Source organism: Roseovarius aestuarii, assembly GCF_019966515.1.
Classification (GTDB): Bacteria; Pseudomonadota; Alphaproteobacteria; order Rhodobacterales; family Rhodobacteraceae; genus Roseovarius; species Roseovarius aestuarii.
Genome location: NZ_JAIMIB010000003.1, coordinates 232,104 through 251,453, shown reverse-complemented (window position 1 = coordinate 251,453; position 19,350 = coordinate 232,104). Strand labels below are relative to the sequence as shown.

General features: G+C 59.6%; 20 protein-coding genes. 11 read left to right on the top strand and 9 right to left on the bottom strand.

Annotated features, from left to right (window positions below; translation table 11 throughout):
* Positions 1–72 precede the first annotated feature (72 nt).
* Genes gshB through rsmI form a run of 3 tightly spaced genes read right to left on the bottom strand, consistent with a single transcriptional unit; the run spans position 73 to position 2,335 of the window.
* Complete coding sequence (gene gshB / locus LC334_RS06285) at positions 73–1,008, bottom strand: glutathione synthase (protein WP_085799392.1); 936 nt, start codon at positions 1,006–1,008, stop codon at positions 73–75.
* A 56-nt stretch (positions 1,009–1,064) separates the two neighbouring features.
* Positions 1,065–1,475 carry a YraN family protein gene (locus tag LC334_RS06280; protein WP_085799391.1) on the bottom strand — a complete coding sequence of 137 codons (411 nt, stop codon included), beginning with the start codon at positions 1,473–1,475 and terminating at the stop codon, positions 1,065–1,067.
* Complete coding sequence (gene rsmI / locus LC334_RS06275) at positions 1,472–2,335, bottom strand: 16S rRNA (cytidine(1402)-2'-O)-methyltransferase (protein ID WP_085799390.1); 864 nt, start codon at positions 2,333–2,335, stop codon at positions 1,472–1,474. Before rsmI ends, LC334_RS06280 begins: the two co-directional genes overlap by 4 nt.
* 87 nt (positions 2,336–2,422) lie before the next feature.
* On the opposite strand from rsmI, the gene LC334_RS06270 reads away from it, so the two are divergent.
* The 3 genes from LC334_RS06270 (at position 2,423) to speB (ending at position 7,545) form a co-directional block, all read left to right on the top strand.
* The gene (locus LC334_RS06270; protein ID WP_085799389.1) at positions 2,423–3,598 is read left to right on the top strand and encodes a penicillin-binding protein activator; all 1,176 of its coding nucleotides are present in this window, start codon (positions 2,423–2,425) and stop codon (positions 3,596–3,598) included.
* A gap of 19 nt (positions 3,599–3,617) precedes the next feature.
* A complete protein-coding gene (locus tag LC334_RS06265; RefSeq protein ID WP_085799388.1) occupies positions 3,618–6,386 on the top strand; it encodes a [protein-PII] uridylyltransferase in 2,769 nt (922 codons plus the stop codon).
* A 193-nt stretch (positions 6,387–6,579) separates the two neighbouring features.
* The gene (gene speB, locus LC334_RS06260; RefSeq protein ID WP_085799387.1) at positions 6,580–7,545 is read left to right on the top strand and encodes an agmatinase; all 966 of its coding nucleotides are present in this window, start codon (positions 6,580–6,582) and stop codon (positions 7,543–7,545) included.
* 98 nt (positions 7,546–7,643) lie between these two features.
* Here speB and rplT read toward each other — a convergent pair whose 3' ends face one another.
* From rplT to LC334_RS06245, 3 genes are all read right to left on the bottom strand, one after another.
* Positions 7,644–8,009, bottom strand: coding sequence for a 50S ribosomal protein L20 (gene rplT / locus LC334_RS06255; protein WP_085799386.1), 366 nt, complete (start codon positions 8,007–8,009; stop codon positions 7,644–7,646).
* Between the two features lie 14 nt (positions 8,010–8,023).
* A complete protein-coding gene (gene rpmI, locus LC334_RS06250) occupies positions 8,024–8,224 on the bottom strand; it encodes a 50S ribosomal protein L35 (protein ID WP_085799545.1) in 201 nt (66 codons plus the stop codon).
* A gap of 128 nt (positions 8,225–8,352) precedes the next feature.
* Positions 8,353–9,285: a LysR family transcriptional regulator gene (locus LC334_RS06245; protein ID WP_085799385.1), complete on the bottom strand. Its 933-nt coding sequence runs from the start codon at positions 9,283–9,285 to the stop codon at positions 8,353–8,355.
* A 100-nt stretch (positions 9,286–9,385) separates the two neighbouring features.
* Here LC334_RS06245 and LC334_RS06240 point away from each other — a divergent pair, with 100 nt between their 5' ends.
* Entirely contained in the window at positions 9,386–9,805 is a 420-nt protein-coding gene (locus tag LC334_RS06240; RefSeq protein WP_085799384.1) for a hypothetical protein, read from the top strand.
* Positions 9,806–9,955: 150 nt separating this feature from the next.
* Here the strand turns inward: LC334_RS06240 and LC334_RS06235 are convergent, their stop codons facing one another.
* Positions 9,956–10,180 carry a hypothetical protein gene (locus LC334_RS06235; protein WP_085799383.1) on the bottom strand — a complete coding sequence of 75 codons (225 nt, stop codon included), beginning with the start codon at positions 10,178–10,180 and terminating at the stop codon, positions 9,956–9,958.
* Positions 10,181–10,220: 40 nt separating this feature from the next.
* Positions 10,221–11,672, bottom strand: a complete 1,452-nt coding sequence (pyk, locus tag LC334_RS06230) for a pyruvate kinase (RefSeq protein WP_085799382.1) — start codon at positions 11,670–11,672, stop codon at positions 10,221–10,223.
* A gap of 191 nt (positions 11,673–11,863) precedes the next feature.
* On the opposite strand from pyk, the gene LC334_RS06225 reads away from it, so the two are divergent.
* Positions 11,864–12,604 (top strand): N-formylglutamate amidohydrolase, encoded by a 741-nt coding sequence (locus tag LC334_RS06225; RefSeq protein WP_085799544.1) that lies wholly within the window; start codon positions 11,864–11,866, stop codon positions 12,602–12,604.
* A gap of 23 nt (positions 12,605–12,627) precedes the next feature.
* Here LC334_RS06225 and LC334_RS06220 read toward each other — a convergent pair whose 3' ends face one another.
* A complete protein-coding gene (locus LC334_RS06220; RefSeq protein ID WP_085799381.1) occupies positions 12,628–13,665 on the bottom strand; it encodes a LacI family DNA-binding transcriptional regulator in 1,038 nt (345 codons plus the stop codon).
* A 256-nt stretch (positions 13,666–13,921) separates the two neighbouring features.
* On the opposite strand from LC334_RS06220, the gene hisD reads away from it, so the two are divergent.
* Genes hisD through LC334_RS06190 form a run of 6 tightly spaced genes read left to right on the top strand, consistent with a single transcriptional unit; the run spans position 13,922 to position 19,144 of the window.
* Positions 13,922–15,229, top strand: a complete 1,308-nt coding sequence (gene hisD / locus LC334_RS06215; RefSeq protein ID WP_085799380.1) for a histidinol dehydrogenase — start codon at positions 13,922–13,924, stop codon at positions 15,227–15,229.
* Positions 15,222–15,980, top strand: a complete 759-nt coding sequence (locus LC334_RS06210) for an SDR family NAD(P)-dependent oxidoreductase (RefSeq protein WP_085799379.1) — start codon at positions 15,222–15,224, stop codon at positions 15,978–15,980. Before hisD ends, LC334_RS06210 begins: the two co-directional genes overlap by 8 nt.
* Positions 15,977–16,957, top strand: a complete 981-nt coding sequence (locus LC334_RS06205; protein ID WP_085799378.1) for an alcohol dehydrogenase catalytic domain-containing protein — start codon at positions 15,977–15,979, stop codon at positions 16,955–16,957. The genes LC334_RS06210 and LC334_RS06205 overlap by 4 nt, the downstream gene beginning before the upstream one ends.
* A gap of 23 nt (positions 16,958–16,980) precedes the next feature.
* On the top strand, positions 16,981–17,487 hold the full coding sequence (locus LC334_RS06200) for a decarboxylase (protein ID WP_085799377.1): 507 nt from the start codon (positions 16,981–16,983) through the stop codon (positions 17,485–17,487).
* Entirely contained in the window at positions 17,484–18,038 is a 555-nt protein-coding gene (comE, locus tag LC334_RS06195) for a sulfopyruvate decarboxylase subunit beta (RefSeq protein WP_085799376.1), read from the top strand. Before LC334_RS06200 ends, comE begins: the two co-directional genes overlap by 4 nt.
* Positions 18,038–19,144, top strand: a complete 1,107-nt coding sequence (locus LC334_RS06190) for an alpha-hydroxy acid oxidase (protein ID WP_085799375.1) — start codon at positions 18,038–18,040, stop codon at positions 19,142–19,144. The genes comE and LC334_RS06190 overlap by 1 nt, the downstream gene beginning before the upstream one ends.
* The last annotated feature ends 206 nt before the right edge of the window (positions 19,145–19,350 follow it).

The following is a 19,350-nucleotide window of genomic DNA, read 5'->3' as shown; positions in this document are numbered from 1 at the left end:
TGAAATCGGCTCTCTTTAGCTGAGGTTTTTCAATCGTACGCAACCATAGGTTGAGTATATGTTGACGTGCACTCACGGGCGTTTGGCCTCGATCGCTTCCCAGATCTGTGCGGCAACGTTAATCCCATCGAAACGCTCAAGTTCCTGAATGCCGGTGGGTGAGGTCACGTTGATTTCAGTCAGGTAATCGCCGATCACGTCGATACCTACAAAGACCTGCCCCTTCTCACGCAACAGCGGCCCGATCGTGGCACAGATCTCGCGGTCGCGCTCGGTCAGGTCAATCTTTTCAGGACGCCCGCCTACGTGCATGTTCGAACGGGTTTCACCCTGGGCAGGCACCCGGTTGATCGCGCCCACCGCCTCACCATCTACCAGGATTACCCTTTTGTCGCCTTTCGACACATCCGGCAGGAATTTCTGCACGATCAATGGCTCACGACTGAAGCTGGTGAACATCTCGTGCAGAGAGGTCAGGTTGCGATCCTCTTTTTTCAACAGGAACACCCCCGCCCCGCCATTGCCATAAAGCGGCTTGAGGATCACATCTCCATGCTCCTCCTTGAACGCGCGTATGGTGTCCAGATCGCGGGCAATCGCCGTCGGCGGCATCAACTGCGGGAAATCGAGAATCAGCAACTTTTCTGGGAAGTTGCGCACCCAGAACGGATCATTCACCACCGTGGTTTCAGGCGTCAGGCGCTGCAGCAGATGAGTGGTGGTAATATAGAACATGTCAAACGGCGGGTCCTGACGCAGCCAAACCACGTCGAAATCAGCCAGATCAACCACCGTTTCGACACCGAGGCGAAAATGATCCCCTTGCATCCGCTGCACGCTCAGCGGCCAACCGCGAGCGGTCACGCGTCCCTGATCGTAGGCCAGCTTGTCGGGCGTATAATAGAATAATTCATGCCCGCGCGCCTGAGCCTCTTCGGCAAGACGAAAAGTGCTGTCTGCATTAATGTCGATCGGGCCGATCGGATCCATCTGAAAGGCGATTTTCATGACGCTGCCCCTTTTTTAGCTCCCTTTTCATGGGGCAAGGGCGCGCGAGGTGCAATTCAGAAATGACCGAAAGCGTTTTCAATCAGCTGAATATGGCCTGATCCGTCCATCGCCGCCAGATCGAACCGAACCTCGCTGAGTTGACCGTTCGGTGCATGTGCGAGGTATTCGGACGCGGCCCGATGAATGCGCTGCATCTGCCCCGTGCGCAGACTGCGAATTGCCGCGTCAATGCTGCGGGCCTTCTTGACCTCGGTGAAAACCAACAGATCGCCCTGAGCGAAAATAAAATCAACCTCACCGCCGGTGCCGCGCCAGCGTGTTTCGATCAGATCGTAGCCCATCCGTTCATATTCAGCAGCCACCCGAGCCTCGGCGCTGCGACCGGACAGGTCGGCGCGTTGTCCCGCATCGCGGCGCGCACGCGCCGCCGCTGATCTTGCGTTTATGTCCGTTTGCCCGGTCATCCATCTGCCTCAAGTTTCAGCGCCAACTGATACACCTGCCGCCGTTTCATCCCCAACGCGGCGGAAACCTGATCTGCCGCGTCGCGTACCGACAGTGTTTCCAGTGCCTGCAACAGCGCCGCTTCTATATCAGCTTCGCTAACCGCTGATGAATCAGCACGTCCGATCAGCACCACGATCTCTCCCTTCAGGGTGCGATCAGCGCAAATTGCCGCCAATTCGGACAATGTACCGCGAAGCACTTCCTCGAATTTCTTGGTCAGTTCGCGGGCAACGACCGCCTGACGCGCCGTTCCCAACACCTCGGCTGCGTCGCGCAGCATCGCAGCCACCCGCTTAGGCGATTCGTAAAAAACCAACGTGCCGGGGACCTGCGCCAGTGCGCCCAGCGCGGTTTTCCGCCGTGATGCGGTGTTCGGCAGGAAACCGGCGAAATGGAACTGATCCGTGGGCAACCCCGCCAGGGTCAGCGCCGTGATCACCGCAGACGGCCCCGGCGCAGAAATCAGCGGATACCCTTCCTCGACCACGGTGCGCGCCAGATCGAACCCGGGATCGGCCACCATTGGCGTTCCCGCCTCAGAGGCGTAAACCACCGATTTCCCGGCCGCGAGAGCGTCGATCAGTCTAGGGCGCACCTTGTCGCCATTATGATCATGATACGACAGCAAGGGCCGGTCGTTCAGGGCAACACCGTGAATATCCATCAATTTGCGCAGGCTTCTTGTGTCCTCGGCTGCCAACATGTCCGCCGAAGTCAGTATATCAAGCGCCCTCAGCGTGATGTCCCGCGCCGTGCCAATCGGCGTCGCGATCAGGTAGAGACCCGGCGACAGCTTGCTGTTGATCGGATTCACCACTGGACCCGCCCCGTATGACGTTTATGATTGCCCCGATAAATCCCGGTCGCGAAAAACGCAGGCCGCCCAAAGGGGAGTGAGTTACCCATGTTCGCCGTTTTATCCGCCGCCCGCAAGACATTCGCCCGGCTTTCCCTATTGATCTCGGTCCTTTGGATCGCCTCCTGCGACACGCTACCGGCGGTCAATACAGGTGGCGGCTCACTTTTTAGCGGCTCTGTGCCCGTCGCCCTTTTGGTGCCGCATGGCGCGGCAAGCGATCAGGAACAGAAGCTGGCGCGAGATCTGGAAAATGCCGCGCGGCTGGCGGTTTCGGACCTGCAAGGTGTCAAGATCGACCTGAGGGTCTACAGCACGGCGGGGAATGCCGCCCGCGCCCAGGCCGCTGCGCTTGAGGCCGTCAATGATGGTGCGCGTATCATCGTTGGCCCGCTGCACGCGGAATCGGCCAATGCCGTCGCGGTAGCTGTTGCGGACAAAGGCGTCAATGTACTGTCCTTTTCAAACAACGCCACAATTGCGGGCGGTAATCTTTTCATCCTTGGACAAACCTTTCAGACCACCGCCAATCGTCTTGCACGCTACGCAACACAGAATGGCAAGGACAAGGTACTGACGGTCTATTCGGACAATCTGGCCGGACAGCTGGGCAAACAGGCCATCCAGCAGGCGGTTCGGGCCAGTGGCGGCACGAATGCCGGCAGCGTAAGCTATGAATTCTCGCAGGACGGAGTGGTCAACGCAGTGCCACAAATCACTGCTGCCGCCGAAGCAAACGGGGCCAATTCCATCTTCCTCACCGCCAACACCGCAGGCGCATTGCCGCTTTTCTCGCAGATGCTGCCCGAAGCCGGGCTGTCGCCTGAGAACGTGCAATATATCGGCCTCAGCCGTTGGGACACGCCACGGCAAACGCTGTCGCTGCCGGGCGTTCAGGGGGGGTGGTTCGCCCTGCCCGATCCGTCCCGCGCAGCACAGTATAACAGCCGTTTCTCTACCAGTTTCGGCACGCCACCCCATGCCCTAAGCGGCCTTGCATATGATGGGATCGCCGCCATCGGCGCCCTGGCCCAATCGCGCGGACGCGACGCGCTAAGCCGCGGGGCGCTGACGCAGGCAGCAGGCTTTCAGGGCGTGACCGGTATCTTCCGCTTTCTGCCTGATGGCACCAATGATCGCGGCCTGGCCGTGGCCACGATCGTGAACAACCAGGTCTCGGTCGTGTCTCCGGCACCGCAGGGTTTCGGCGCGCCGGGCTTCTGAGCGGATTGCGCCCAAGGTGATGGAAACACCCTCACCCCTTCCGGATGATCTGATCTGCCCGGCGGAGGATATCTTTGCATCCGCTGTTATCCGGGCACAACTTGACGCAGCGGCCCGGGAAAGCCGTGGCAACCCTGCCTCACTGCGAAAAACTGCGATTGCTATACTGAACGAGGTCCAGGACAAAGGCCGCAGCGCTATCGCGGCCGCGCTGACCGCTCATCCATTTGGGGCCACCGCAGCAACACGTTCCTACAGTTGGCTGACCGATTGCATCATCCTGGCAGCGCTGGATTTGTCGACACGGCATTTGCACCCGTTGCCCACTCCCACAAGATCGGAACGTATCGCTGTGCTGGCTGTCGGCGGTTACGGGCGCGGCGAGATGGCACCGCAATCGGATGTCGATCTGCTGTTCCTGACGCCCTACAAGATTACGCCCTGGGCCGAGAGCGTGATTGAATCGATGCTCTATATTCTCTGGGATATGCGGCTGAAAGTCGGCCATGCTGCCCGTACCGTTCGCGATTGCCTGCGGCTGGGACAAGAAGATTTCACCATTCGTACCGCGCTTCTGGAAAACCGGTACCTTGCGGGCGACGCCGCGCTCTCGGACGAACTGAACCGGCGACTATGGAAAGACCTCTTCAAAGGCACCGCGCAGGAATTCATCGAAGCCAAACTGACCGAGCGCGACATTCGCCACGAAAAACAGGGCGGGCAACGCTACGTGGTCGAGCCCAATGTCAAGGAAGGTAAAGGCGGGCTGCGCGATCTCCATTCGCTTTTCTGGATCGCGAAATATCTGCACCGGGTGCAAGACATATCAGAGCTTGTTCGGTTAAAGGTCTTTACCGAAGAAGAATTCGACAAATTCGCCAGCGCGCAGAATTTCCTTTGGGCAGTGCGTTGCCACCTGCATCTGATTACCAGACGGCCCAACGACCAACTGACATTCGACCTGCAGGTCGAAGTGGCCGACCGCATGGGATATGTCGACATCGCCGGGCGCCGCGCGGTCGAGCATTTCATGCAGGATTACTTTCGCCACGCCACCGTGGTGGGTGATCTGACGCGGATTTTCGTCACCAAGCTCGAAGCGGCACATGTCAAATCCGCACCACTGCTTGAGCGCATCTTCCACCGCAAACGCAAGCTCAAGGACGGCTACACCGAAGTACATGGCCGCATCGCCATCGCCAGCGAGAGAAAGTTCCTCAGAGATCCGCTGAACCTTTTGCGGCTCTTCGAGGAAGGGCTGCGCACCGGCATGCTGATCCATCCGGATGCGATGCGGCTGGTCACCGCCAACCTGCACCTGATCGACGTCGAAATGCGTGAAGACCCGGTAGCGCAGAAACTCTTTCTCGATCTGTTGCTGAAACACGGCAACCCGGAGCGCGCGCTCAGACGCATGAACGAACTGGGTATGCTGTCGGCCTTCATCCCTGAATTTGAACCGATCGTGGCGATGATGCAGTTCAACATGTATCATCTCTACACGGTCGACGAACACACCATTCAATGCATCAGCCAGCTGGCCCAGATCGAGCGTGGCGAGCTGGTTGACGATCTGCCTGTATCCTCGACCATCTTCAAAGAAGGCATCAACCGCAAGGTTCTGTATGTGGCGCTGCTGCTGCACGATATCGGCAAGGGCCGGGACGAGGATCACTCGATCCTTGGGGCGAAAATCACCCGCAAGGTGGCCCCGCGCCTGGGGCTGAAATCTAAAGAAGTCGACACCGCCGAATGGCTTGTGCGCTATCACCTGCTGATGTCGGATATGGCGCAGAAACGCGACATTGCCGATCCGCGCACCGTGCGCGATTTCGCCAAAGCGGTTCAGACCCGTGAAAGGCTTGATCTGCTGCTGATGCTGACGGTCTGCGATATTCGCGGCGTGGGGCCGGGCCGATGGAACAACTGGAAAGCCTCGCTCTTGCGCGCGCTATACCGCCAGACCCGCCGGGCGATGGATGGCGGGCTTGAGGCACTCAACCGCGAACAGCGCGGCTCGGACGCCAAGCGCAACCTGCGCGAGGCGCTGAAAGGCTGGGATGCCAAGGACATCAAGACCGAGATCGCACGCCACTACCCGCCCTACTGGCAAGGGCTCCATGTCACCGCACATACGGTTTTTGCCCGGCTGTTGCGCGACCTCAAAGACGGCGAGATCGCCATCGACCTGCACCCGGACGAAGACCGCGATGCCACCCGCGTCTGTTTCGCGCTCGCTGATCATCCAGGCATCTTCTCGCGCCTGGCCGGTGCACTGGCACTGGTTGGTGCGAATGTCGTCGATGCGCGCACCTATACCTCAAAGGACGGCCACGCCACGCCGGCCTTCTGGATTCAAGATTCCGAAGGGCACCCGTACGAGGCCGCCCGTCTGCCGCGCCTGCGTCAGATGATCGGCAAGACACTGAAGGGCGAGGTCGTGGCCCGCGAAGCCATCAAGAACCGCGACAAGATCAAGAAACGCGAGCGCGCCTTCCGCGTGCCCACCCATATCACCTTCGACAATGACGGCTCCGAGATTTACACAATCATCGAAGTCGATACCCGCGACCGCCCCGGCCTGCTTTTCGATCTGACGCGCACGCTGGCCGACAACAACGTCTACATAAACTCGGCCGTGATCGCGACCTATGGCGAACAGGTGGTCGATACCTTCTATGTCAAGGATATGTTCGGCCTGAAATTTCATTCCAAATCAAAACAGGAAGCACTGGACAAGAAGCTGCGCAAGGCCATCGCCGAAGGCGCCGAACGGGCAATTGCATAGGGACGTTTGAAAAGGCGCGGGTGTTTTGCGCGTTTCCCGATACGACCGTGGATCGCGGCAACATCTGGTTTGCCATGAAGGACAAAATAACCGACCATGCCGACACTATTATCGCGCGCAGCCTGCATGCCGCACCGGATAGTAAAGTCGGAAAATGACACCTCTGCGGAAACCTGACTGTAAGGAAAAGAACATGTCGAAACACGGTTACGACTCGGGTCGCCTGAACCTGCCCTTTGTGGGTATCTGCACCTTTGGCAAATACCCCTATGTCGAAAACTGGGACACGATCGAGGCCGATGTCGCCGTGATGGGCGCACCTTTCGATTTTGGCTGCCAGTGGCGCTCGGGCGCGCGGATGGGGCCACGGGCAATCCGCGAGGCCTCTACCCTGTTTTCCTTCGGCCATGCCGGTGCCTATGATCATGAGGACGATGTCACTTATCTTGACCCGGCCAAGGTTACCATCGTTGATATTGGCGATGCCGATATCGTCCATACTGACACGATGACGAGCCACGCAAATATCGAATACGGCGTGCGTAAGATACTGGCCGCAGGGGCGCTACCGGTGGTTCTGGGCGGCGATCATTCGATCAACATCCCCTGCATCAACGCCTTTGATGATCAGGAACCCATCCACGTTGTCCAGATCGACGCACATCTCGATTTCGTCGATGAACGTCACGGCGTGCGCTATGGTCACGGCAATCCGATGCGGCGCGCGGCGGAAAAACCCTGTGTAACCGGCCTGAGCCAGATTGGCATCCGCAACGTGTCGTCCACCGCAAAGGATGGCTATGTCGACGCCCGCGCTATGGGCTCGGATATCCAGTCGGTCAGACAGGTGCGCAAGATGGGTGTCGAGGCGATGTTGAACCGCATTCCAGAAGGCGTGCGCTACTATGTGACCGTCGACATCGACGCGTTCGACCCATCTATCGCGCCGGGCACGGGCACACCGAGCCACGGTGGCTTCCTCTATTACGAGGTGCTTGAGCTGCTGGCGGGGCTGGCAAAACGCGGTCAGATCGTCGGCATTGATCTGGTGGAAGTGGCGCCGGATTATGACCAGACCGGCTCAACCTCGACCCTGGCGGCGCAATTGCTCATGAACATCATTGGGCGGGTCCTGCACGAAGCCGGGAACGCGAGTTAAGGTGCTGCCCCGCTTGTCCGTGTTGGACCTAGCTGAATAAGAAAACGCCGCCAGTCGGTTGACAGGCGGCGCTGTTTTCTGTCCCTCGGGCGACTGGCTTATGCTGCCAGCGCAGCCTTGGCTTGATCGACGATCGCGCCGAAAGCAGCAGGTTCGTGCACGGCCAGATCAGCCAGCACTTTGCGATCCACTTCCACGCCCGCCAATGTCAGGCCGTTGATGAAGCGCGAATAGGTCAGTGCTTCGTCATGGCTGCGCACAGCGGCGTTGATCCGCTGGATCCACAGGGCACGGAAGTTGCGCTTGCGGTTCTTGCGGTCGCGGGTGGCGTATTGGTTGGCCTTGTCGACGGCCTGTGCGGCCACCTTGAAGGTATTCTTGCGACGTCCGTAATAGCCTTTGGCGGCCTTGACGACTTTCTTGTGACGGGCGTGGGTAACGGTCCCACCTTTAACGCGTGACATCTGTCAGATCCTCCTTAGCGGCTATAGGGCATCATTGGCTTGATGATACCTTCATCAGCCTTTGACAGCGTGGTCGTGCCACGCGCGTTGCGGAGAAACTTGTTGGTGCGTTTGATCATGCCGTGGCGCTTACCGGCTTGGGCGGCCACAACGCGACCACTGGCCGTCACCTTGAACCGCTTCTTGCAGCTCGACTTGGTCTTCATCTTGGGCATTTCCGGCTCCTCTTTGGTCAGTCGGTCGAACGCGCGACTCGGCATGCCACTTGGCCGGACGCGCGCGTGAGAGGCGCCGTATACGCCGCATCCCTGATTTACGCAAGAAGGATTCGATCAACGCGACCTTAAACACCCTGCTTTTCATTGGCGATGAACCTGGATGCCGCCCGTATCAGGAAATTTCGCGCCCATTTATGCGAAGCCGATGTTTGTTTCCTCGGATGCCAGACCAACGACATGGTATGGGGCGCCAGATGCACTGGCGAAGATCTTATAGTGAACCGCGCGTCCAGGAACCTCGCCAGACTGCTGGGAAAAAAAGAGAGCAGGTCCGTGGACGCGACTACATCGGGTACGGCAGCATAATTCGCAACCGTCAGTTTGACATCACGAACCAGATTCGCCTTTTTAAATGATTGATCCAGCCGGTTCTGCCCTTGCACCAGAACCGGCGCAACCCGTATGTGCTGACACTTGGAAAGCGCCTCGACCGTCAGGTTGGCAGAAGCCGCCGGGTGATCTTTACGCATGATACAGACAAAGCTTTCTTCGAATATCTTGCGCATTTGCATGTTCGACGGCGCAAGAAAGTCCGGAAGAATTGCAAAATCTAACACATCTTCTTCCAGATCGCGCTCCAGATACTCATAGGCCAAAGGGCGGATCGTCAAATCTGCCAGCGGCGCTTCGACCAACAACGCGGCCATGACATTCGACAAGATCAGGGAGTGCGTGTGATCCGATGCCTGCAGGCGCAACGAGAGCGGATCGACCCTGGGGTCAAACGAGACCCTGTCCCGATCAATGCCGTCGAGCAGCCCTGAAATTTCTTTCACGATCTTCTGAATCTCGATTGCCCTGTCCGTAGGACAAAGTGATCGCCCGACTTTGACAAACAAGGGGTCGCCCAATGTTGCGCGCAACTTACGCAACGTGGCGCTCATGGCGGGCTGCGAGATGTTGAGTTTATCGGCTGCCTTGGTGACGCTGAGTTCTTGCATCAGGGTGGTGAAGGCGACCATGTTCCGGCGATCAAACATAAGTAACCTGTTATGCATATCATAATATTTGTCAAATTGATATTATGGGTATTTTGGCTGATGAAAAGGCGTCAGGCGCAATACTGCCAGACTGATTTGCAACTCAGGAGTATTCGAAATGCAGAAGAATAAATTGCGAAGCGGGTTGATAATCGCCGTTGCAATGGTTTTGTCCAGCCCGGTCGTGGCCGCCGACGCACCCCAAAAACTGCAAGGTGATCATGTGACGGGTTACCTTTCCGGCAATACCGTCTATGTCGATGTTGTTCCGGGCAAGCCATTCGGCGATGGCGGTGTGACGCCGTTTTTCTACGGTAAGGACGGTACCTTCGCCGCGGCACTTGTGCCGCATGCTCTTGCTGGAACATGGGAGGTCTCGGACAGCGCAAGCTATTGCATCAATATCCCCGATATCGGCAAAACCTTTTGCACCGACATATACAAGACCGAAGACGGCATCGAGCATCACTCCGTCGGTCTGGAAACGCTCATCGGGACAGTGCAGAAAATCATACCAGGGAACGACGCTGGCCTTTGATTTCAGCGATCTGAAAGGGCTGGACCAATTCTTATCTGCACAACCGTTTGAACTAACGATGATTAACCAGCCATGTACGGAAAAAATGATCCGGTGGCGTGAAGAACATTGAGTTTGTGGCGCCTCCACCGAGCGCGCTGCAAACCCTGATCAGGAAATAAACCGCGCCAGAACACGGACGAGTACATCCGGGAGGTCCATGATCGCATATCCTCCCGGTTTCTGACTGATTGCCCAAACGATCAGCGACCCCGAGGCGATAATCGTGAAGGCGGCCACCCGCGGTGCACGACCGTCAGCAAAGGCCGACAGGATTGAAGGCACTGAAAAAGTGCCCAGCAGAAGCCCAAGAATTAGGGCCAGATCCGGATCCATAATGCACTCTCCACACGAACTTGGTTACCCAGCGCGCGAATTATCCACGATCTGTCGAATAAATCAAACTTTCCTGACAGGGGGCGACACGAAGGATGTTGGTTGTGCCCGGCACGTTGAAGGGCACGCCCGCCGTAACCACGATCTGATCAAGCGCGCTGGCATAGCCTTGTGTACGGGCGGCCCGTGCGGCGTTGAGCACCGCCATCTTGAAACGATCCAGCCGTTCGGTCATGACGCAGTTCACCCCCCAGCTGAGACCAAGCCTGCGGGCAGTATCCATCTCACTGCTGAGTGCGAGAATTGGAACGCGGGGCCGTTCGCGGGCGGTCAGGAGCGCGGTCGTACCGGATTGGGTGAAACAACAGATCGCCTTGATATCTGTGGTTTCGGCAATTTCGCGGGCCGCCGCGACGATACCGTCGGCGACCGAGGTCCGCGAGGCCTTGCGCGAGGCTTCGATGATCTGGGTATAGGTTGGATCGTCCTCAACCTCGCGGGCAACGTTATCCATCGTCGTCACCGCCTCGATCGGATAGCTGCCCGCCGCCGATTCCGCCGAGAGCATGATCGCATCTGCGCCCTCGTAGATGGCGGTCGCCACATCACTGACTTCGGCGCGGGTGGGCATCGGGCTGTCGATCATCGATTCCAGCATCTGCGTCGCTACAATAACCGGTTTTGCTGCCGCCCGGCAGGTGCGCACCAGGCGTTTCTGAATCGGTGGCACGTTTTGAACTGGCAGTTCGACCCCCAGATCGCCGCGCGCAACCATGATCCCGTCGGACGCCGCCAGAATGCCGTTGAACCGCTCCACCGCCGAGGGCTTTTCGATCTTGGACAGAATCGCGGCGCGACCATTGCACAGCTCGCGCGCCTCGTTCACATCCTCGGGTCGCTGCACAAAGCTGAGCGCCAGCCAGTCCACACCAAGCTCGCAGACAAATTCAAGATCGGCCCGGTCTTTCTCGCTCAGCGCCGCCAGCGGCAGCATCACATCAGGGACATTCACACCCTTACGGTTCGAGATCGTGCCGCCCGCCACCACCACGCAATCAGCGAAATCCTTGCCGCACTCGGTCACTTTCAATCGGATCTTACCGTCATTGACCAAAAGGCTGGAGCCGGGCTCAAGGGCCGCAAAAATCTCAGGGTGCGGCAGGCAGACACGGGTTACGTCGCCCTCGGCCTCATCCAGATCCAGACGGAAGGCGGCACCATTCTGCAGCTCTTCTTCCTCATTAGCAAAGACACCAACCCGCAGCTTTGGCCCCTGCAGATCAGCCAGGATGGCAATCGGACTGTTCAGGTCCTTTTCCACTTGCCGGATGATCCGGTGCTTGTCGACGATGCCTTCATGCGCGCCATCGCTATGGCTCATGTTCAGGCGGAACACGTCAGCACCGGCCTCGTGCAGCGCGCGGATGGTGTCGTAATCCTCGGATGCGGGGCCAAGGGTGGCCACGATCTTGACGTTGCGATGGCGTCTCATGCGGGTGGTCCTGCTATTGTCATGGGCCCGAGCGTCGGGCCGTGCTGCCTGTCTGTCAACGGTTCTGTCGGGTATGCGGTGGTGATTATCGCATTTGGACGTTATCGCTAACAGTTCTTGCAATCCTTATTACCCAATTCACATTCCGGGGCAACTGCCCTAGAGGGATGGCGAAGGAAAGTAACAACTCGATGACATATCAACCCTACATGATCGAGGGGGCCGATCGCCCATCTCGCTGGCTGGTCACATGTGATCACGCGGCCAATACCGTGCCCGCTTTTGTCAGCGGCGGCGATCTGGGTCTGGCGCCAGAGGATATGAACCGCCACATCGCCTATGATGTGGGCGCGGCTGGGGTTGCACGGGCATTGGGGCACTGCCTGAATGCTCCGGTTATCCGTTCGAATTTCTCACGGCTGGTGATTGATCCCAATCGGGGAGAGGACGATCCGACGCTGTTGATGAAGCTTTATGATGGCACGATCATTCCCGGCAATCGACATGCCGACCAAGAGGAGCTGGAGCGGCGATTGAACCGGCTCTACCGGCCCTATCACACGGCGCTCACGCAACTCGCGGCGCAACGAACCGATACCATCATCTGCTCTGTGCACAGTTTTACCCGGCAATTCGTCGGGCGGCCACCGCGACCCTGGCATGTGGGCCTGCTATACGCGGTCGATGATCGGCTGGCGCGGCCCCTGTTAGCCCAGCTAAAGGACGAAGAAGACCTTTGCGTGGGCGACAATGAGCCCTATAGCGGCCATCTGGCAGGTGATGCCATCGCCCGGCACGCGATCGCCCATGAACGGCCCAACATCCTGCTGGAACTGCGCAATGATCTGATCGACACGCCCGCGACGCAAGAGGCTTGGGCACAGCGTCTGGCTCCGATGCTGGTTGCGTCTGCTGAAAAGGCCGGGGTGTGAGGCACCGCCTGTCTTAACCCCTATCATGCGGGCGGCGGACCGAGTGTTCCGCGCATCCGGATGTCGGTTGCAAGCTCGACGCTTGCGGTCTGCGACTGCCCACCCAGCATGTTGATCAGCAGCCGCGCTGCATCCCGTCCCATGTCGCGATGCGGGACATGAACCGTGGTCAGCGGTGGATGCGCGACGCTTGCAAGCTCGATATCGTCAAAACCGGTTATCGACACGTCCTGAGTCACGCGCAGCCCTATTTCATCCGCCATCTGCAAAGCACCCACGGCAAGCACGTCATTACCGCAGATCACGACTGTGGGTCTTGGGGACAAAGCCATCAATTGGCGGAAGACCCGTCTTCCGTTTTCGATGGAATATGGCGTTTCGATCAAGGCGAGTTCATCGGGCACGAGGCCATTCGCCGCCATGGCATCACGAATTCCGGCAACCCTGTCGCGGGCGCGATCATTGTCGGCTCGCTCCGCAGAGATAGCCCCGATCTCACTATGCCCCATGGCGATGGCGACCTGAGCGATCTTTGCCATAGCCGCGCGGTTGTCGAATCCGATTGAGGGTTTTGTAGCCTTTTCGTCATATGCCCACGCGATCAGAACCGGCACGCCGCGCTTGTCCAAAAAGTCATAGATGCGCGGATCACGATGATGCCCGATCAGCAGCAGGGCATCGGCACCACGCGCGACAAGGGTGCGGATCTGCTCTTCCTCAAGGTCAGGACGGTAAGACGAGCTGGCCACCAGAAGCGTCAACCCAGACTGCCGTAATTCCTCCTGAAACGCCTGAAGACCGCGGGCAAATATCGCGTTTTCCATCGTCGGGATAATGGCTCCGATCGTATTGGTGCGCCTGGCCGCCAGTGCGCGGGCGCTGAAATTCGGCGAATATCCCAGCTCGTTCACGGCTGCCATCACGCGCTTGCGTGTCTCCTCGACCACCCGGTCGGGCGTATTCAGGCAGCGCGACACCGTTGCAGTTGACACTCTTGCGTGCTTGGCAACGTCGGCAAGTGTCGGAATGTTCCCCTGTGTCCGGCTGGTTTTTCCGTGCATGTCCTGAACCTGATTTCGCTGCAACAAGAACCATCTATCTCTGAGGAGCTTATAGGCCTTCCTTCATATTGGTGTCGCACCAAAATGTAAGCGCTTGCATCACGCAATGCAAGCGCTTACATTTACGCCGAATCGTACGTAATCTCTCGTACCAGAAAGGGCAGTGATGCCGCTCTGATTGTTACGTTTATGATTGCCGGCATTCCGGCTCTGTCCAAGACGCTAAACCCAGAAGTTCATAAATAGGAGTGTCCCGATGGCACGAGAATATCTGAAAAAAGCACCACTCAACGCGCAATCGGACGCCTCGGATGTCGGCGAGACCGTGCGCACCATCCTGAACGATATCGAGGCGGGGGGCGATGCAAAAGCGCGGGAATATGCAGCCAAGTTCGACAAGTACGACGGCAATATCATCCTCACGAAAGAGGAGATTGCCGCCGCCGCCGGTCAGGTGCCCGATCAGATCAAGAAAGATATCCAGTTCGCTCATGACAATGTGCGACGCTTCGCTGAAGCACAAAAGGAGACGCTCCGGAACATCGAGATCGAAGTCGTGCCTGGCCTGGTCGCAGGGCAGAAAAGCATCCCGGTGAACGGCGCGGGCTGCTATGTGCCAGGCGGCCGCTACAGCCACATCGCCAGCGCGATCATGACCGTGACCACCGCCAAGGTGGCGGGGTGCAACCATATCGTGGCCTGCTCCCCTCCCCGCCCGGACGTGGGCGTTGCCCCCGCGATCATCTATGCCGCCGATCTCTGCGGTGCGGACACGATCCTCGCGATGGGCGGGGTGCAGGGGGTGGCGGCGATGACCTTCGGCCTCTTTGGTTTGCCCGAGGCGAATATTCTTGTCGGCCCCGGCAACCAGTTCGTGGCCGAAGCCAAGCGGCGGCTGTTCGGCCGTGTCGGCATCGACATGATCGCCGGACCAACCGACAGTCTGGTGCTGGCCGACAAGACCGCCGACCCGCTGGTCGTGGCCACCGATCTGGTGGGCCAGGCCGAACATGGCTACAACTCGCCGGTCTGGCTTGTGACCGATGACCGCGCGCTGGCCGAAAAGGTGATGGAACTGGTCCCGGGCCTGATCGACGACCTGCCGGAAGTGAACAAGGACAATGCCACCAGAGCCTGGCGCGACTATGCCGAGGTGATCCTCTGTGCCGATCGCGAAGAGATGGCGGCAACCTCGGACGACTACGCGCCCGAACACCTGACCGTGCAGGCCGAGGACCTGGATTGGTGGCTGGATCGCCTCAGCTGCTACGGCTCGCTGTTCCTGGGCGAGGAAACCACCGTGGCCTTCGGCGACAAGGCGTCAGGCACCAACCACGTTCTGCCGACCTCGGGTGCGGCCAGCTATACCGGTGGCCTCAGCGTGCATAAATACATGAAGATCGTGACCTGGCAGCGCGCCACCCGCGAGGGCGCCAAGCCGGTGGCCGAAGCTACCGCGCGGATCGCCCGGCTGGAAGGCATGGAGGGCCACGCCCGCACCGCCGACATCCGCCTGCACAAATATTTTCCCGACGAAACTTTCGATCTCGTCGGACATGGGTAACGCGACACTCTTCGATCTCACGGGCCGTGTGGCCTGTGTCACCGGTGCCTCCTCGGGGCTGGGCCAGCGTGCGGCGACGGTTCTGGCACGCGCCGGGGCGAAGGTCGTGGGCGTCGCCCGGCGCGCCGAGGCGCTCGAAGACTGGCGCAAGTCGGTCGGCGACGCTGCGGCCTGCGTCGCCTCCGACGTGGCCGACAGGGACCGGGTATCGGAGCTGGCGGACGGGGTCTCGGCCCCGTTCGGCCCGCCTGACATTCTGGTGCATGCGGCGGGGATCAACACGCGAGAGGCGGCGGATGACGTGACGGCTGAGGGCTGGGACAAGACGCTTGGCCTCAACCTCTCGGCACCGTTCTTCATCTCTCAGGCGCTGGTGCCCGCGATGAAAGAGAAAGGCTGGGGACGGATCGTCAACTTCGCCTCGCTCCAGACCACCCGCGCCTTTCCCGCCGGCATCGCCTACGGCGCCACCAAGGCGGGTATCGGGCAACTCACGCGTGCAATGGCCGAGGCATGGTCACCCCACGGCATCAACGCCAATGCCATCGGGCCGGGTTTTTTCCGCACAGAACTGACGGCCGCGGTGTTCAGCGATCCCGAGCGTGCCGCCCGCAACGCCGCGCAGACCTGTATTGGCCGCAACGGCGAGCCCGAAGATCTGGACGGACCGCTTCTGTTTCTCTGTTCGGACGCCTCGGCCTATGTCACCGGGCAGGTGCTGATGGTTGACGGAGGGTACACAGCGAAATGAAAGCGCTTGTCTATACCGGTCCGGAAACGCTTGACTATCGCGAGATGCCCGACCCCGCGCCACGCGAGGGCGAGCATCTGATCCGCGTCGATAGCGTTGGGATTTGCGGATCGGACATGCATGCCTACCTGGGTCATGACAACCGCCGCCCCGCGCCGCTGATCCTGGGTCACGAGGCTGCGGGGGTTATCACCGGCGGGCTGCGCGACGGCGAACGTGTCACCGTCAATCCGCTGGTCACCTGCGGTAAATGTCCGGCCTGCATCTCGGGGCGTGAAAACCTGTGCCCGACCCGCCAGATCATCTCGATGCCGCCACGCGAAGGCGCCTTTGCGCAATGGGTTTCGATGCCAGAGGAAAATCTGGTCACCGTGCCGGAAACCGTCCCTCTGGCCAAGGCCGCGCTGGCCGAACCATTGGCGGTCAGTTGGCACGCCGTACGTCTGGGGCTTGAGGCGCTGCGCCCGGTGGTTGACCGCAGCGCCATCGTCGTCGGCGGCGGGGCGATCGGTCTGGCGGCGGCATTGGCGCTCAGGGCGATGGGCGTAACCGACGTCACCATTATTGAACCCAATGAACAGCGTCGCGCATTCTTGATCGATCATTGCAACGAAAAAGCAGTGCAGGAAAGTGACGGTCAGTTTGCCATCGTGGTAGATGCCGTGGGCTATGCCGCCACCCGTGCCGCAGCCTCGGCCCTGGCGCAGCCCGGCGGCGTGATTCTGCATATCGGGTTGGGCGAAGACACCGGTGGCCTTGATGTACGGCGCATGACCTTACAGGAAATCACCTTCATCGGCACCTATACCTACACGGCCGAGGATTTCCGCCAGACCGCCACTGCGATCTTTGACGGCCGTCTTGGCCCGCTTGACTGGTTCGAAACCCGCAGCCTTTCCGATGGCGCGCAGGCGTTTGCCGATATTCGTTCGGGTACTGTTCCCAACCCGAAAATCATTCTGACGCCGCAAGGCTGACCTTCAAAAGGAGACTGCTGCCCATGTCCATACACAGTAGAATCGTTGACGATCTGGTGGCGAATGACGTCAGTTTCGTCACCACCGTGCCCTGCAAACAGCTTGCCGGGGTGATTGATGAGGTGGAGGCCCGCAAGGAAATTTTCCACATCCCTGCCAATAAAGAGGATGAAGGTATGGGGCTTTGCGCCGGCGCCTTCATGGGTGGCAAACGCCCCTGCATCATCATGCAGAACACCGCGATCGGTGTAACCATCAACACGCTGGCGACCCTGACACAATTCTACCGCATGCCGCTGCCGATGCTGATTTCCTATCGCGGCGAGCTGCGCGAGCCAGTGGCCTGCCAGGTCGAGATGGCGGTGCATACCAAGGCGCTTTTAGCGCAGCTTCACATCCCGACCTATCATTTCCACCGCGAAAAGGACTCTGACGAGCTCGACGCGATCCTGAAATACACCTTCATGTGCAACAAGCCGGTCGCGATCCTGACCGACGCATCCTTCTGGGGAGGCTACGGAGACCAATGATACGTTCCGAAATCCTGCGCGAGATCGCGCCCATCATCCGTGACCACCTTGTCGTCTGCAATATCGGCCTGCCCAGCCAGGAACTGCATATGATCGACGACCAGCCGAGTAATTTCTACATGCTGGGCACCATGGGGCTCAGCTCGTCCATCGGCTTAGGTCTGGCGCTCGCCCAGGACAAAACCGTGATTTCGATCGACGGTGACGGCTCGGTCCTGACCAATTTCGGCACATTGCCGACGATCGCCAACAACGTGGCGGACAATTACATCCTGCTGATCATCGACAACGGCAGCTATGGCTCGACCGGGGACCAGCCGACCTATGCGGGTAAGAAGACCTCGCTGACGGCGGTGGCGAAGGCCTGCGGCTGTGAGAATGTGATTGAATGTCAGGATGTCGACACGCCCAAGGTGCTGCAGGAGGCGATCGACAGCAGGAAGATGACAATCATCGTCTCGAAATGCGACAGCGGCAACATCAAGCTACCGGTCATCACCATGGACCCGGTCGTGATCCGCGACCGGTTCATGAAGGCCGTCAGCGCCTGATGAGCGCAAGCGCCATCCACAGCGCCGAAGATGCCCGCCGGCTGGCGCGCAGGCGGCTGCCGTGGATGGTGTTCGACTATATGGATGGCGCGGCGGGCGAAGAACATGGCGCGGCGCTGAACCGGCGGGCGCTGCAGGATATCAGGCTGCGCACCCGCGTGCTGGTCAATGTCAGCCAGCGCAGCCTGTCGCTGCCGGTGTTCGAGCACGACGCGCGCGTGCCCTTCGGCATCTCGCCCATGGGCATGTGCAATCTGGCCGCCCCCGGGGCCGACCTGATGCTGGCGCGGCTGGCGGCGGAATTTAAGGTGCCGCATGGCGTGTCAACGGTGGCCTCGACCGCGCTGGAAAAGATCATCGAGGTGGCGGACGGGCATGCGTGGTTCCAGCTTTATTTCAGCGGTGATGGCAGCACCGCGCTCGGGCTGGTGGACCGGGCTGAAGCCGCCGGATATCGTACACTGGTGCTGACGCTCGATGTGCCCGAGGTCGGCCGCCGCCCGCGCGAGCTGCGCCACGGCTTCAAGATGCCATTCAAAATCGGCCCGCGCCAGTTTGTCGATTTCGCCCTGCATCCGCGCTGGTCGCTGACCTCTCTGTTCAAAGGCAAGCCGCAGATGGCGAATTTCCCGGGTGGTGAGTTCGACCGCACCGAATCCCGCGCGCTGGCGGACTGGGACTATCTCGACCGGCTGCGCGAGCGTTGGCACGGCAAGCTGGTGGTCAAGGGCGTTCTGGATGCCGGGGATGCGCTGCGACTGAAACAGGCCGGGGTTGATGCGATTCAAGTATCCAGCCACGGCGGGCGGCAACTGGATGCCGCGATCCCGCCAGTTCTGGCACTCGAACTGATCCGGCAGGCGGTTGGTGACGACTTTCCCTTGTTCTATGACAGCGGCCTGCGCTCGGGCGAGGATGTGATCAAGGTGCTGGCTAGCGGTGCCGATTTCACCTTTCTGGGCCGCATCCTGCTTTATGCCATCGCCGCGGGCGGAGAGGCCGGGCTGCGAACACTTTGGGATGTTCTTATGGAAGAGGCCAGCCTGACGCTTGCCCAGATTGGTAAGACCGGACCGGATTTGCGCGGGCAAGACGTGCTTGGTTGAACTGCGTGAAGACGCCGGCAGCCCCAACCGGTCACGGCAATTTTCCGCCACAAAGCGGGGCAATCCGGCGGGTAAACGGACCGCAATTGTGGCAAGTTAACACTCACAGATCAGACTAAGTTAAGATTCTGACCGCACCGCGCAGCGGAAGGCAGGATTTAGGTTAAATTTTACCGATACTTCAATCCCTTAATACGCTGAAAAAC